Below are 14,640 nucleotides of genomic sequence, written 5' to 3' on the forward strand. Positions count from 1 at the left end.
GCCCCCCATCCTCACGGGCAAGAACAACCTGGCGGAGCGGTCTGCGAGCCGAAACACAAACAAACCTCACGGTCCCCGGGTTCGCCCGGCCGCTCCGTCGCCTCCCCAACCCACTCGCAGCCGCACGGCGCGAGGTCGATGAAACACGTTCCCTCCCCCTCGATGGGGGAGGGGCAGGGGTGGGGGTGACTACGGCGGGCGATGCAACGCGGGGCGGCTAGCTCAGCATCACCCCCATCCCCGACCCTTCCCCCATCCAGGGGGAAGGGGGAATTACAGATCCAGATCCGCCGAAGCGAATTCCGCATTCTCCTGAATAAACCGGAACCGCAGCTCGGGTTTGCGGCCCATCAGGGTCTCGACCAGACTTTCCACCGCTTCCTCGGAGCGCGGCAGGGTCACGCGGGCCAGGGTGCGCTTCTTCGGATCCATGGTGGTCTCCTTCAGCTGGGAGGCCATCATCTCGCCCAGGCCCTTGAAGCGGCCGATCTCGGGCTTCTTGCCCTTGAACACCGTGGCCAAGAGCTCGTCCTTGTGGGCGTCGTCGCGGGCGTATTCGCTCTTGCCGCCGTGGGCGATGCGGTAGAGCGGCGGCAGGGCGAGGTACAGGTGCCCCTGGCGGATCACGTCCGGCATGGTGCGGTAGAAGAAGGTGATCAACAGGCTGGCGATGTGGGCGCCGTCGACGTCGGCGTCGGTCATGATGATGATGCGGTCGTATCGCAGGTCTTCCTCGCGATACTTGTTCCCGCCCTGGGCCCCCAGGGCCAGCATCAGGTCCGACAGCTCCTTGTTGGCGGAAAACTTCTCGCCGGTGGCCGAGGCGACGTTCAGGATCTTGCCGCGCAGGGGCAGGATGGCCTGGTACTTGCGGTCGCGGGCCTGCTTGGCGGAGCCACCGGCCGAGTCGCCTTCGACGATGAACAGCTCGGCCCCGTCGACCGCGCCGCCGGCGCAGTCGGCCAGCTTGCCGGGGAGACGGAGCTTCCGGGTGGCGCTGGCGCGGGTGACTTCCTTGTCCTTGCGGCGCTTGAGGCGTTCCTCGGCCCGCTCGATGACGAACTCCAGCAGGGCCTGGGCGTTCTTCGGGCTGGACGACAGCCACAGGTCGAACGGGTCGCGCAGCGCCGCCTCGACGAAGCGCTGGGCCTCGGAGGTGGAGAGCTTTTCCTTGGTCTGGCCCTGGAATTCCGGGTTCTTGATGAACACCGAGATCAGGGCGCCGGCCTGGGCGACGACGTCGTCGGCGGTGATGATCGTGCCGCGCTTCTCGCCCTTGAGGTCGGCGTAAGCCTTAAGACCTCTGGTCAGGGCGGCGCGGAAGCCGCTCTCGTGGGTGCCGCCTTCGGGGGTGGGGACGGTGTTGCAGTACGACTGCATGAAGCCGTCGTGCTCGCCGAAGCCCTGGGGCGTCCAGCTGACGGCCCACTCGACCGCGCCGGCCTCGCCCTGGCGCTCGATACGGCCCGAGAAGCTCTCGGGGGTGACGGTGTTGAGGCCCTTGGTCCGCTCGGCCAGGAAGTCGGCCAGGCCGTTGGGGAAGTGGAACGTGGCCTCGGGCGGGGTCTGGTCATGGATGCGGGAGGGATCGCAGGACCATTTGATCTGCACGCCGCGGAACAGATAGGCCTTGGAGCGGGCCATGCGGTACAGGCGCGCCGGCTTGAAGCCGACGCCCTCGCCGAAGATCTCGTCGTCGGGCTTGAAGCGCACCATGGTGCCCTTCTTGCGCGACGGGCCCAGCTGCTCGATCGGGCCCAGCGGCTTGCCGCGCGAGAACACCTGCAGGTGCTCGAAGCCGTCGCGCCAGACGGTGACCTCGACGCGCTCGGACAGGGCGTTGACCACGCTGGCGCCGACGCCGTGCAGGCCGCCGGAGGTCTCATAGGCCTTGCCGGTGAACTTACCGCCGGCGTGCAGGACGGTCATGATGACCTCCAGCGCCGACTTGCCGGGGTACTTGGGGTGCGGGTCCACGGGCATGCCGCGCCCGTCGTCCTTGACGGAGAGATAGCCGTCGGCGTCGAGCTTGACCTCGATGGTCTTGGCGAAGCCGGCCACGGCCTCGTCCATCGAGTTGTCCAGCACTTCGGCGAACAGATGGTGCAGCGCCCGCTCGTCGGTGCCGCCGATGTACATGCCGGGACGCTTGCGGACGGGCTCCAGCCCTTCCAGCACCTCGATGTCGGCGGCCGAGTACTCGCCCGGCGCGCTGACCCTGGCCGGCGCCGAGGGCGGGGCGGGCTTGCTGGACGGTGGCGGGGGCGGCATCGGACGCGGCGTCGGCTCGACGTGCGGCTCCACGCTGGCCTGGAACGGCGCGGCGGGGACAGGCGCCAGGGCGTCGTCGTCGAACAGCGAGGGGGTCTTATCGGAAGATGACATTGGGGCAAGTCTAGGCGATTCGAACGCGGGGGCCTCGTATGGCCTCGCGACCTTCCCCTGAAAAGCAAAATCCGCCCCCAGCTTGGCCGGGGGCGGATCGCTAGAGCCAGGCGGAAAGCCTAGCGGTAGGCGGGCGGATAACCGCTCTGGTCGGTGGCCGCGTAGCGGTTGCGCAGCTGGGTCTGGCGGCTGTCCTGCGGCTGTTCGACGCCGCCGACGAAGACGTTCAGCGGCCAGCTGGTGGTCTCCAGCGGATCGCCGTTCCAGACCACGACATCGGCCAGCTTGCCGACCTCCAGCGAGCCGATCTTGCCGTCCTGGCCCCAGATCTTGGCCGGGACCAGGGTCACCGACGCCAGACCGGCCGCGTAGGGCAGGCCGTTGGCGACCGCGAGGCCGGCGTTCAGCCGCTCCTGGCGCAGGTTGTTGAAGTCCCGCGAGCCGTTGATCGCGACCTTCACGCCGGCCGCGTTCAGGCGGGCGGCGTTGTCCAGCCGGGCGCCCAGCTCCTCGAAGCTGGCGGGCAGGTCGGCCTGCGGATCGACGATGACCGGCACGCCGGCCTTGGCGATCTCGCCGGCGACCAGCCAGCCTTCCTCGACCCCTTCGAGGATGATCTTTATCTTCTCGTCAGCCGCCAGCTTCAGGGCCTGGCGGATGTCGGCGGCGCGGGAGACGCGGATCAGCAGGGGGGTCTTGCCCTGCACGACGGGGACCAGGGCCGCCAGATCGAGACGCGAGAGGCCGAAGTCCCGGGTGGCGCCCTGCTCGAAGGCCGCGCGGCGGCTGGCGAAGGCGCGAGCGTCCTCCAGGGCCGAGCGGATCAGGATCAGGTCAGCGCCGCGCGAACCGCCGGCCGCCCGTGCGCCGCTCTCGCCCAGCGAGACGGTGACGGCCAGCTTGGAGGCCTCGACAATGTCGCTCGCGCCGGACTTCAGACGGATGAACGCCGCCTGGCCGCCGAACAGCGACGGGTCGCCGTCACCGGTCTTGCCGGCGGTCATCTCCTCGACCACGCCATCGTCGGCATGCTCGTGAGCGCCGCCGCCGGTTCCGGACAGCACCGGCACCACGGCCGAGCTGGTGATGCCGCCGTCCCGGGCGAACGGGATGAAGGTCGAGGCCGGGTTGATCCCGTAGCTGATGTCGAAGGCGGCGCTGAGCGCATTGCCGGTGCCGTCGTCGCGGGTCTCACGCACGCCGCTCACCTCGGACGCGCCGAGGTTCGAGGACGAGGCGACGAAGCCCGGGGTTACGACGCCGCCCTTGGCGTCGATAACCTTGGCGCCGGCCGGGACGGCGACGCTGGCGCCTAGGGCGGCGATCTTGCCGTCCTTGATGACCAGCGTGCCGGTCGGGATCGCCGGGCCGGAGACCGGCTCGATGCGGGCGTTGACGATAGCGACCGTTTCGGCCGCCGCGGGGAAGGCCAGCGCGCAGGCGGCGCTGGCGAGAAGCAGTGACCGGATCATCAGTTGAACGCTCCCTGGCCGGGTTGGCCGAGCTCGAAATCGGACTTGGGCTGGAAGCGCGCGTCCTTGCGATCGTATATCAACGCGCCGTCGATGAAGACCTTCTCGGCCTGGGCGTAGACGCTGAACGGGTCGCGGCTCCAGACCACCAGGTCGGCGGCCTTGCCGGGCTCGATCGAGCCGGTCTTGTCGCCGATGCCCATGGCCTTGGCCGGGTTGGCGGTGATCCACTTGATCGCCTCGGCCCGGCTGATGCCGTAGCCCAGCTTGTTGCCGGCAGTCATGGCGATGGCGGCTTCCTGGTTCAGCCGCTGGGTCATGATCGGGTCGTCCGAGTGGATGACCACGCAGGCGCCGTTCTTCCAAAGGATGGCGGCGTTGGCGTCGATGCCGTCCAGGCTTTCCATCTTGAAGCCGGTCCACGAGGCCCAGGTGGCCGAACATATGCCTTCCTTGGCCAGCAGCGGGGCGATCTTGTAGCTCTCGATCGCGTGGTGGAACATCGTGATCTTGTAGCCAAATTCCTTGGCGATATCGATCATGGTGGCTTCTTCGTCGGCGCGGTAGCAGTGGTTCTGCACCAGGATGTCGCCCTTCAGCACGCCGGCCAGGGTCTCCATCTGCAGGTCGCGCTTGGGCGCATCGGCCTTCTCGCCCTTCTGCTGCTTGGCGCGGAAGTCGTCCCACTTGCGAGCGTAGTCGGCCGCGTCGATCCAGGCCTTGCGATAGCCGAAGACGTTGCCCATCGCGGTGGAGGGCGAACGGCCCTTGCCGCCATAGACGCGCTTGGGGTTTTCACCGCAGGCCATCTTCAGGCCGTAGGGGGCGTCGGGGAACTTCATGCCCTGCATGGTCAGGGACGGGACGTTCTTCAGAGTCACGGAGCGGCCACCGAACAGGTTGGCCGAGCCGGGGAGGATCTGCAGGGTGGTCACGCCGCCAGCGCGGGCCCGGTTGAAGCCCGGGTCCTGCGGCCAGACCGAGTGCTCGGCCCAGACCTGGGCGGTGTTCGGGTCCGTGGCCTCGTTGCCGTCCGAGCGAGCCTGGACGCCGGGCGAGGGATAGACGCCCAGGTGGCTGTGGGCGTCGATGATGCCGGGAGTCAGCCACTTGCCGGTGGCGTCGACCTTGACAGCGTCGGCCGGGATCGCGGTGTCGGGGCCGCCGACGGCGACGACCTTGCCGCCAGAGGTGACGACGACGCCGTTCTCGATCTGCTGGCCGGTGGCGGTCAGCACCGTGGCGCCGACGAAGGCCGTGGCCTGCGAGGGGAACGGCTTGTAGGTCGACGGGAAGCCCGTCGAGGCTTGGCCGTCCAAACCTTTGGGCAGCGGCTTGATCTCGGCCTTTTCGGCCGGCTTGTTCGCCGCACCGGACGGTTTGGCGGGACCCCCGGTCCCGGTTGTCGCGCAGGCCGAAAGCCCCAGCGCGAGCAGGCTCACGGCGGTCGCCGCGTTACGCCATCTGATCATGAAAAACCCCGACTCTCGAAGAGGCGGGAAGGACAGACGAAAAGAACCCCGTTATCAAGTTAAAGGAGAGCGAACGGAGCCGGTCGCCGGCAAAATCGTTCCGCCTGTCCTTCGGAGGTCTTCCATGCGCCGCCTGCTCGCCTGTCTCGCTGTCGTCCTCCTGACTGCCTGCACCGCGCCGACCTCGCCGGGACCTTCGGGACCGCCGCAGCAGTCGCCGCGCGCCCCGGTCTCGGAAGGCGGCATGTGTGGCGGATTCGCGGGCTTCCAATGCCAGGCCGGTCTGAGCTGCCAGATGGAGGCCGGGGTCTGCGGGCGTGTCGCCGATGCGGCGGGCGTCTGCCGCAAGATGCCGCAGGCCTGCACGCGGATCTACCAGCCGGTTTGCGGCTGCGACGGCAAGACCTATGGCAACGCCTGCGAGGCGGGGGCGGCGGGAGTCAGCGTCTCGGCTCAGGGCGAGTGCAAGGCGAAGTAGGCTGCTGCCACAATCTGGACCGTGCTGACGCAAGGTGTGGTCGAGGGGAGAAAAGCCATGACTCATATCATCCGGCGCGACGTGTTGGCCGGCGGCCTCGCCGTCGCCGCGCTCGCGCCCGCCGCCGACGCCTCAAGTGTTTTGGCTCAGGAGAAGACGCCCATGTACGGACTGATCGGACAGATGCTGGCTGCGCCCGGCAAGCGCGACGAGCTTCTGGCGATCCTGGGGGAGGGGACCAACGACATGCCGGGTTGCCTCAGCTACGTGATCGCCAACGACCCGACCAATGCCGACGCCCTGTGGATCACCGAGGTCTGGACCGACAAGGACGCCCATGCCGCCTCGCTGAAGCTGCCGTCGGTGCAGGCGGCGATCGCCAAGGGCCGGCCGATGATCGCCGGCTTCCCGCAGCGCTTCGAGACCACCCCAATCATCGGTCACGGCCTGACGGCTTAGAGACCAAAAGAAAAGGCCGCGGATCGCTCCGCGGCCTTTCCAGTCTCAAGACGCGAAGGTCTTAGAAGTTGGCGTTCAGCGAGACGCCGACGACGCGCGGTTCGTTGACGAAGGCGGTCAGGTTGTTGAAGTCGATCGCGCCCTTGATGTTGGCCTCGTTGGTGATGTTGCGGGCGAAGGCCGCCAGCTCCCAACCGGCGCTCTTGTCGGCATAGCCAACCTTCAAGCCGCCCTCGAAGTCGCCCTTCGAGTAGAACTCCTTCGACTGGTACAGGAACAGGTTGGTGTAGCCCTGGACCTTCCAGTCGGTGAAGGCGAACAGCTCGCCCTTGGCGATCGGATACGAGTAGCGGGCCGTCACGTCGAACGTGTACTTCGGCGCGTTCGGGAACGGGTTGCCGTCCACGAGGGCCAGGCCCGCGCCGTTCAGCTTGTCCGTGACCGTGCAGGCGGCGCAGGGGGCGACGGCCAGCGTGCTGTCCTTGATCTTGGTGTGGGCGTAGCTGTAGCCGGCCGTGACGACGAAGTTCGGGGTGACCACGAACTCGCTGTCCAGTTCCAGGCCGTAGGCCTCGCCCTTCTTGGCGTTGATCAGGCGGTTGGAGTTGCTGCCGCCGCCGACCGCGCTGAACTGCGGGTCGTCGATGTTGTACGCGAAGACCGCCCCGTTCAGGCGGACGCGACGTTCGAACAGCTCGCTCTTCAGGCCCAGCTCATACGACATGATCGTTTCGGACTTGGCCGACGACGCCGGCGAGCCGAAGGCGATGTCGCGGCCTTGGATCGACGGGCCGCGGAAACCCGAGGCGACCTTGGCGTAGACGCTGACATCCTCGTCGATCTTGTAGAACGCCGACAGGTCCCAGCTGACCTTCGAGTCCGACACCGAGACGGCCGGCGCCTTGTTCGGGCCCGAGACGACGTTCATGTGCTTCTTGTCGTCGGTGTAACGCAGGCCGCCGGTCAGGGTCAGCTGGTCGTTGACCTTGTACGAGGCCTGGCCGAACGCGGCCCAGGCCTTGTTCGTCTGACGCAGGGTTGTCGCCGGCATGAAGAAGGGATCGGTGCGGTTGTCGTACTTGGTGTCGAAGTAGAAGCCGCCGACCTGCCAGCTCAGCGGGCCGTCGGTGTCGCTGGCCAGGCGCACTTCCTGTGTCCACTGGAACAGGTTCGTCAGGCCGTCCTGGGTGCTCGACTGGAAGGGGATGAAGCCCGGGCCGGTCGGGTTGCCGCCGTCGATGTCGCCCAGGCTGTAGCCGTGGGTGTTTTCGTAAGCGGTGATCGAGGTCAGCTTCACGCCGTCGAAGTCGTAGCCGATGTTGGCTGAGGCGCCGTAGCCCTTGTACTTCTGCGGGTTGTTCGCGGTGTTGTCGAACGCGACCTTATCGCGCTGATAGTTGCCGTTGAGCTTGTTCGAGCCCTTGGTCAGCACGTTGGCGCGGAACACGGCGGCGGTGCCGTCCAGGTCGCGGCCGTGGACGTTGAACAGGGCGCTCAGCTTGTCGTTCGGCGTGACCAGCAGTTGAACGCGAGCGGCCTTTTCATTGAAGCCGCCGAGGGCGTTTTCCTTCTTGGTGTAGGTGTTGTCGATATAGTCGTCGCGACGCTGGAGCAGGAACGAGGCGCGGACCGCGACCTTGCCGGGCACGATCGCGCCGCCGTAGCCGCCGTCCAGCGTGACGGTGTTGTAGCTGCCGTAGGTGGCCGCCAGGCGGCCCTTGGTTTCGTCGCTCGGCTTGATCGTGTCGAACTTGACGATGCCGGCCGTGGTGTTGCGGCCGAACAGGGTGCCTTGCGGGCCGCGCAGGACTTCGACGTGGTCGAGATCGTAGATCGGCGAGCTCTTCAGGACGACGTTCTCCAGGACGACGTCGTCCTGGATGATCGACACCGGCTGCGAGGCGGCCAGGTCGAAGTCGGCGTTGCCAAGGCCGCGAATGTAGAAGCGCGGGGCGACGCGGCCATTCGAGGACTCGGCGTAGAGGCCGGGAGCCTTGCCCGACAGGCTCAGGATGTCTTCACCGGCGGCGAAGGCCGACTGCAGGCGCTCACCGCTGATGGCGGCGACCGAGACCGGCACGTCCTGCAGGTTTTCGCTGCGCTTCTGGGCGGTGACGACGACTTCGCCGACCTGGGTGTCCTGGGCCATGGCGGCCGAGCCGGCGGCCAGCGAGGCCACGAGGGCGGTCAGGCCGCACGACACCGTCAGGGCGCGACGGAAAGAACGGTTGGGGTGCATGGAGACATCCTGTGCTGATGCGCGCCGTCCGCCGACTCTGACTGGGGCGTTAACGACGCTTCTATTGCGCTGCGATAGGCGCAACTGAGGGTCTCGGGATATCTCGTGTGGCTGGAAAACGTCTGTTTGGAGCCGATTACGTCGGTTCTGTTGCGAACTTGCGACAATTTTGTTCAGGCGGCGCCTGGTAAGTAATAAGTCATTCTACTTGCGAGCGGCGGATGACTTGCCGGCGCAACGAAAAAGGGCCGGAGATTGCTCTCCGGCTCTTCATTCGTCCTAAGCGCCGAGCGCGCTAACGCGCTGATCCTTTTAGATCAGAGCCTGTTTATCAGGTCTGGATGGCGACCATCCAAACCTGACAGGCTCAGCGCGATCAGCACTTGTAGTACATGTCGAATTCGACCGGGTGCGGGTGCAGTTGCAGGCGCATCACCTCTTCCATCTTCAGCTCGATGTAGCTGTCGATGAAGTCGTCATCCATGACGCCGCCGGCCTTCAGGAAGGCGCGGTCCTTGTCCAGGTTTTCCAGGGCTTCGCGCAGCGAGCCGCAGACTTCCGGGATCTTCTTCTGCTCGCGGGGCGGCAGGTCGTAGAGGTTCTTGTCGGCCGGCGCGCCCGGGTCGATCTTGTTGATGATGCCGTCCAGGCCGGCCATCAGCAGAGCGACGAAGGTCAGATAGGGGTTGCCCATCGGATCGGGGAAGCGGGCTTCCAGGCGCTTGGCCTTCGGGCTGTCGACGTGCGGGATACGGATCGAGGCCGAGCGGTTGCGCGAGCTGTAGGCCAGCTTCACCGGGGCTTCGTAGCCGGGCACCAGGCGCTTGTACGAGTTCGTCGTCGAGTTCGAGAACGCGTTGATCGCCTTGGCGTGCTTGATGATGCCGCCGATGTAGTACAGGCAGTCCTGCGACAGGCCGGCGTACTTGTCACCGGCGAACAGCGGCTTGCCGTCCTGCCAGATCGACTGGTGCACGTGCATGCCCGAGCCGTTGTCGGCGAACATCGGCTTGGCCATGAAGGTGGCCGTCTTGCCGTAGGCGGCGGCGACGTTGTGGATGACGTACTTGTAGAGCTGCATCCGGTCAGCCATGACGACCATGGTGTCGAACTTCAGGCCGAGTTCGTGCTGGGCCGGGGCCACCTCGTGGTGGTGCTTTTCCGGCTTCATGCCCAGCTCGCCCATGACGGCCAGCATCTCGCCGCGCAGGTCCTGAGCCGAGTCGACCGGGTTCACCGGGAAGTAGCCGCCCTTCGGGCCAGGGCGGTGGCCCATGTTGCCTTCCGGATATTCCTTGCCCGAGTTGCTCGGCAGTTCGCTCGAGTCATACGAGTAGCCGGTGTTGTTCGGCGCGGTCGACCAGCGGACGTCGTCGAAAATGAAGAACTCGGCTTCCGGACCGAAGTAGACGGTGTCGCCCACGCCAGCGGACTTCACGTAGTTCAGCGCGGCCTTGGCGATCGAGCGCGGGTCGCGGTTGTAAGGGGTGCCGTCATCCGGGTTCACGACGTCGCAGAACAGGGCCAGCGTCGTCTGCTGGTAGAACGGGTCGATGATGGCGCTGTCCAGGTCCGGACGCAGCTTCATGTCCGACTCGTTGATGGCCTTCCAGCCGGCGATCGACGAACCGTCGAACATCGTGCCGTCGTTCAGGAAGTCATCGTCGACCAGGTCGATGTCGAACGTGACGTGCTGCAGCTTGCCGCGCACGTCGGTGAAGCGGACGTCGACATACTTGACGTCCTTTTCCTTGATCAGGTTCAGGATATCCTTGGCGGTAGTCATTCCGTATCCCCTTTGTAGGCTCTCTAAGTGTTTGACGAACCGGCCTTTTAGACGGCAGCCGGGCCGCTTTCTCCGGTTCGGATGCGGATCACTTCCGCGATCTCCGAGACGAAAATCTTCCCGTCGCCGATGCGGCCGGTGCGGGCCGCGCGGGTGATGGCTTCCAGAGCGGGCTCGAGCTGGCTGTCCTCGACGACGACCTCGACCTTGATCTTGGGGAGGAAGTCCACGACGTACTCCGCGCCGCGATACAGCTCGGTGTGGCCCTTCTGGCGGCCGTAGCCCTTGGCTTCTAGGACGGTCATGCCCTGGACGCCCATGTCCTGCAGGGCCTCCTTCACCTCATCCAGCTTGAACGGCTTGATGACGGCTTCGATCTTCTTCATCGGTTCCACTTTCGGGCCCGGGCGGCGAACCGCTTCACTGAGCGGGCAACCATCACGCTGGCCCCAGCGCCGCAAGCGAACGCCCCGGACATTTATGACCGTTTGGTTGTCTCGCGAGCATGTGTCTGGAATTTAGGCGCCGGGCGCCTTGGAAATATACATTTCTAGAATGGCCGCCAAATGGCCTTGCGACGCGCCGTTTCGCGCCTACGATCGCGCCCAACGAGCGTTTGAATGGGGGCGGAGATGCGCGACGATACACCGGTTTTGATCGGCGCTGGCCAGTTCACCTATCGGGGCGAGGCGGCAACTTCACCGTCTCCGCTGCAACTGCTGAAAGTTGCGGCGGAACAAGCGGTGCTGGATGCGGGCCTCAAAGGGTCGGTTCTTGCTGATCTCGATGCTTTGGCGGTCGTGGCGTTCAGTATCGATGCGCCGGGAGGTTTGTCGAAGCTGCCGCTGCCCCGGCTGGCCGACCCGCCGGCCTCGCTTGCGCGGGCTTTGTCGGCCTCGCCGGCCTGGAGCGTCTACACTGAAACCGGCGGCAACAGTCCCCAGCAGGCGGTCAATGTCGTCTGCGAGCGGATCGCGGGCGGCGAGTCGGACTTCGCCCTGATCACCGGAGCTGAGTTCCTGGGCTCGCTGATGAAGCGGATGAAGGGCGGCCTGGGCTTCGACGGCTGGGGCGATGACATGACCAGTACGCCGCAACGGATCGGCGACCCGCGCCCCGGCGTGACCCGGCAGGAGGCCGCCCACGGCCTCGGCTATCCGGTCAACACCTATCCGCTGTTCGAGAACGCGCTGCGGGCGCGGGACGGACGATCACTGGCGGAGCACCAGAAACAGCTGGGCGAATTCTTCGCGCCCTTCACCAAGGTCGCCGCCGCCAACCCCTACGCCTGGTTCGCTGTCGAGCGCACGGCCGAGGAGTTGGTCACGGTGACCGACCGTAACCGAATGGTCGGCTATCCGTACCCGAAGTACCTGAACGCCATCATGGAGGTCGACCAGTCGGCCGCCGTCCTGATCGCCAGCGTCCGCAAGGCGCGCGAGCTGGGCGTGCCCGAGGACAAGTGGGTCTTCCTGCACGGTTGCGCCGACGCCTCGGACCTCTGGTATCCGCTGGAGCGCCAGGACTATCACTCCAGTCCGGCGATGCGCCTGACCGGCGAGCGGGCCCTGGAGATGGCCGGGATCGGCGTCGAGGATCTCGACGTCATCGACCTGTATTCCTGCTTTCCGTCGGCGGTGCGGATCGGGGCCGAGGAGATCGGCCTGGCGCTGGACGACCCTCGCGGCCTGACCATCACCGGCGGCCTGCCGTACTTCGGCGGGCCGGGAAACAACTACGCCCTGCACGCCATCGCCGAGATGGTGGGCAAGCTCCGGGCGCGGCCCGGCGCCTACGGCCTGTCGACCGCCAATGGCTGGTTCCTGACCAAGCAGTCGGTCGGCATCTATTCGACCAAGCCGGTCGAAGGAAAATGGCAGCGCGAGCCGCCATCGGTGCTGCAAGGCGAGATCGACGCCCTGCCGCATCCCGAGATCGTCGAGCGGCCGGAGGGCAGGGCGACTATCGAGACCTATACCGTCGTCCACGGCCGCGAAGGCGTGCGGATGGGGATTGTCATCGGCCGTGATGAACAAGGCCGGCGCTTCGTGGCCCAGACGCCCGACGATCCTGACGTGCTGCGCGATCTGGAAAGCCGCGAGGGCGTAGGGCGTACGGGCGCGGTCGGCCCGCATCCGGACGGCGTTCGCAACCTCTTCATCCCGGATTGAGCCATGGCCCTTGTTCACGTGATCCGCCACGGAAAACCCGCCGCGACCTGGGGCGGCAGCGACGAGGATCCTGGTCTCGACGCGATCGGCAAGGCCCAGGCGACCGAGGTCGCCGAGGCGATCCTGGCTCTGCCCGAGCGGCCGACCCGCGTGGTGTCCTCGCCCCTTCGCCGGTGTCGCGAGACCGCTGAGCCGCTGGCGCGAGCGCTGGGCGTCGAGCTGACCATCGACCCGCGCGTCGGCGAGATCCCGACCCCGGCGGCGCTGTCGCATGACGAGCGCCCCGCCTGGTTGAAGCGGGCTTTCGAGGGGCGTTGGGACGAGATCCAGGGCGATCTTGACTATGTCGGCTGGGCGGAGGGCGTGGCGGCCGCGCTGCGAGACTATGCCGGCGCGGCGGTGTTCAGCCACTTCGTCGCCTTGAACGCGGCAGTTGGCGTCGCGACGGGTCAGGCCGAGGTCATGGCGTTCCGGCCCGACCACTGCTCGCGCACCGTTTTCGAGATCGGCGGCGATCGCTTGATCCTGGTGGCCAAAGGGCGCGAAGCTCAGAGTCAGGTCCTTTAGGGCCAGTGCTTTGAAGGAGTAGGCGTGGCGCGAGAGATCCTGACCGTCGCCCAGATGGCCGCGGCCGACCGCGCCGCCGTCGAGGGCGGCACGCCGACCCGCGCGCTGATGGAGCGCGCTGGCGAGGCCGTGGCCGAGGCCGTCCGCGCCCGCTACCCCCGAGGTCCGGTGGTGATCTGGTGCGGCCCCGGCGACAACGGCGGCGATGGCTATGTCGCGGCTCGCCACCTGCGCCGACGCGGGTGGTCCGTCGTGGTGGAAGCGGCCTATCCGCCGTCCAGCGACGCCGCCCGCTGGGTCGCCTCGCGCTGGAACGGGGAGGTGCGGCCGCTATCGGCGGCGTTCACCCCAGGCACGCTCTATATAGACGCTCTGTTCGGCGCGGGCTTGTCACGGCCGCTGGAGGGAGAGATCGCGAGACTGGCGCGCGCCAGCCAGGAACAGCCGCTGACCATCGTCGCGATCGACACCCCGTCGGGACTCCATGGCGACACCGGCCGTCCGCTGGGTGACGCGGCCTTCCGCGCCGACCTGACGGTCACCTTCCACCGGCGCAAACCCGCCCACGTCCTGATCGAAGGCCGCAAAGCGTGCGGCGAGGTCGTGCTGGCCGACATCGGGCTTTCGCCGAGCGAAGGCGTCAACCTGTTCGAGAACGATCCAGGCCTTTGGGGCAAGCGCTTCCCCTGGCCGGCGCTCGACGCCCACAAACATACGCGGGGGCGGCTCAAGGTGGTCAGCGGCGAGATGTGGAGCACCGGAGCGGCTCGGCTGGCGGCGCGTGGCGCTCTAAGAGTCGGCGCTGGCGCGGTCACAGTGCTGTCGCCGCCGGGAGCCTTGGCGGTGAACGCCGCCCATCTTGAAGCGATCATGCTGGCGCCTTTCGGAGCAGAGGCTGACCTCGCCGTCGCGGCCGAGGACGCCGATGCGGTGATCATCGGCCCGGCGGCCGGGGTCGGGGAGGCGACCGCCCGCAATCTGCAGGCCTTGGCCAGCACGGGCGCCGCCCTGGTCGTCGACGCCGACGCCCTGACAAGCTTCCGGCATGACGTCGAAAGCCTGTTCGCGTGCCTCGACCGTGATGACGTCTTGACCCCGCATCCCGGCGAGTTCGAGCGAATCTTCCCGGGACTGCTGGCGAGATCGCCGGAGCGGATCACCGCGGCGCGCGAGGCCGCCAGGAGGGCAGGGGCCGTCGTCCTGCTGAAGGGGCCCGACACGGTGATCGCCGCGCCGGACGGACGGGCCGCCGTGTCGCTCAACGGAACGCCGTGGCTGGCCACCGCCGGCTCCGGCGACGTGCTGGCCGGTTTCATCGGCGGCCTGATCGCCCAGGGCATGGAAAGCTTCGAAGCCGCCTGCGCGGGGGCCTGGATTCACGCCGAGTGCGGGGCTCGCCATGGGCCTGGATTGATCGCGGAAGACCTGCCGGGGATCGCGCCCGTGGTCCTGACCGAGCTCTACGGGCTTGCGCGCCCCGGTTCAAATCCGTAAGCCCGCACCCACGCGGATGTGGCGAAACTGGTAGACGCACCAGATTTAGGTTCTGGCGCCGAGAGGCGTGGAGGTTCGAGTCCTCTCATCCGCACCACCCTTCTCACCAGGCTCTCC

11 protein-coding genes and 1 tRNA gene are annotated in these 14,640 nt (G+C 67.1%); 6 read left to right on the plus strand and 6 right to left on the minus strand.

The features are described 5' to 3' along the window. Nucleotides 1–273: 273 nt before the first annotated feature. From parE to CSW62_RS10465, 3 genes are all read right to left on the minus strand, one after another. Nucleotides 274–2,385 carry a DNA topoisomerase IV subunit B gene (gene parE, locus CSW62_RS10455; RefSeq protein WP_099577534.1) on the minus strand — a complete coding sequence of 704 codons (2,112 nt, stop codon included), beginning with the start codon at nucleotides 2,383–2,385 and terminating at the stop codon, nucleotides 274–276. Between the two features lie 119 nt (nucleotides 2,386–2,504). After that, a complete protein-coding gene (locus CSW62_RS10460; protein WP_099577536.1) occupies nucleotides 2,505–3,857 on the minus strand; it encodes an amidohydrolase family protein in 1,353 nt (450 codons plus the stop codon). Then, the gene (locus tag CSW62_RS10465) at nucleotides 3,857–5,329 is read right to left on the minus strand and encodes an amidohydrolase (protein WP_099577538.1); all 1,473 of its coding nucleotides are present in this window, start codon (nucleotides 5,327–5,329) and stop codon (nucleotides 3,857–3,859) included. The genes CSW62_RS10460 and CSW62_RS10465 overlap by 1 nt, the downstream gene beginning before the upstream one ends. Nucleotides 5,330–5,453: 124 nt before the next feature. Between CSW62_RS10465 and CSW62_RS10470 the strand changes: the two genes are divergently transcribed. Then, complete coding sequence (locus tag CSW62_RS10470) at nucleotides 5,454–5,807, plus strand: Kazal-type serine protease inhibitor family protein (protein WP_099582242.1); 354 nt, start codon at nucleotides 5,454–5,456, stop codon at nucleotides 5,805–5,807. A gap of 57 nt (nucleotides 5,808–5,864) precedes the next feature. Continuing rightward, a complete protein-coding gene (locus tag CSW62_RS10475; RefSeq protein ID WP_099577540.1) occupies nucleotides 5,865–6,266 on the plus strand; it encodes a putative quinol monooxygenase in 402 nt (133 codons plus the stop codon). A gap of 61 nt (nucleotides 6,267–6,327) precedes the next feature. Here the strand turns inward: CSW62_RS10475 and CSW62_RS10480 are convergent, their stop codons facing one another. The 3 genes from CSW62_RS10480 to CSW62_RS10490 all read right to left on the minus strand — a co-directional run bounded on the left by CSW62_RS10480 (nucleotide 6,328) and on the right by CSW62_RS10490 (nucleotide 10,677). Then, nucleotides 6,328–8,505 carry a TonB-dependent receptor gene (locus CSW62_RS10480; protein ID WP_099577542.1) on the minus strand — a complete coding sequence of 726 codons (2,178 nt, stop codon included), beginning with the start codon at nucleotides 8,503–8,505 and terminating at the stop codon, nucleotides 6,328–6,330. 376 nt (nucleotides 8,506–8,881) lie between these two features. Beyond that, nucleotides 8,882–10,291 (minus strand): type I glutamate--ammonia ligase, encoded by a 1,410-nt coding sequence (glnA, locus tag CSW62_RS10485; RefSeq protein WP_099577545.1) that lies wholly within the window; start codon nucleotides 10,289–10,291, stop codon nucleotides 8,882–8,884. A gap of 47 nt (nucleotides 10,292–10,338) precedes the next feature. Continuing rightward, the gene (locus tag CSW62_RS10490; protein ID WP_099577548.1) at nucleotides 10,339–10,677 is read right to left on the minus strand and encodes a P-II family nitrogen regulator; all 339 of its coding nucleotides are present in this window, start codon (nucleotides 10,675–10,677) and stop codon (nucleotides 10,339–10,341) included. A 234-nt stretch (nucleotides 10,678–10,911) separates the two neighbouring features. On the opposite strand from CSW62_RS10490, the gene CSW62_RS10495 reads away from it, so the two are divergent. The 4 genes from CSW62_RS10495 (at nucleotide 10,912) to CSW62_RS10510 (ending at nucleotide 14,620) form a co-directional block, all read left to right on the plus strand. Beyond that, nucleotides 10,912–12,462, plus strand: coding sequence for an acetyl-CoA acetyltransferase (locus CSW62_RS10495; RefSeq protein ID WP_099577550.1), 1,551 nt, complete (start codon nucleotides 10,912–10,914; stop codon nucleotides 12,460–12,462). Between the two features lie 3 nt (nucleotides 12,463–12,465). Then, on the plus strand, nucleotides 12,466–13,029 hold the full coding sequence (locus CSW62_RS10500) for a histidine phosphatase family protein (protein WP_099577553.1): 564 nt from the start codon (nucleotides 12,466–12,468) through the stop codon (nucleotides 13,027–13,029). A 24-nt stretch (nucleotides 13,030–13,053) separates the two neighbouring features. Then, nucleotides 13,054–14,523, plus strand: a complete 1,470-nt coding sequence (locus tag CSW62_RS10505; protein WP_099577555.1) for an NAD(P)H-hydrate dehydratase — start codon at nucleotides 13,054–13,056, stop codon at nucleotides 14,521–14,523. Nucleotides 14,524–14,535: 12 nt separating this feature from the next. Then, nucleotides 14,536–14,620: transfer RNA gene (locus CSW62_RS10510), tRNA-Leu, on the plus strand. The last annotated feature ends 20 nt before the right edge of the window (nucleotides 14,621–14,640 follow it).

Source organism: Caulobacter sp. FWC2, assembly GCF_002742625.1.
Classification (GTDB): domain Bacteria; phylum Pseudomonadota; class Alphaproteobacteria; order Caulobacterales; family Caulobacteraceae; genus Caulobacter.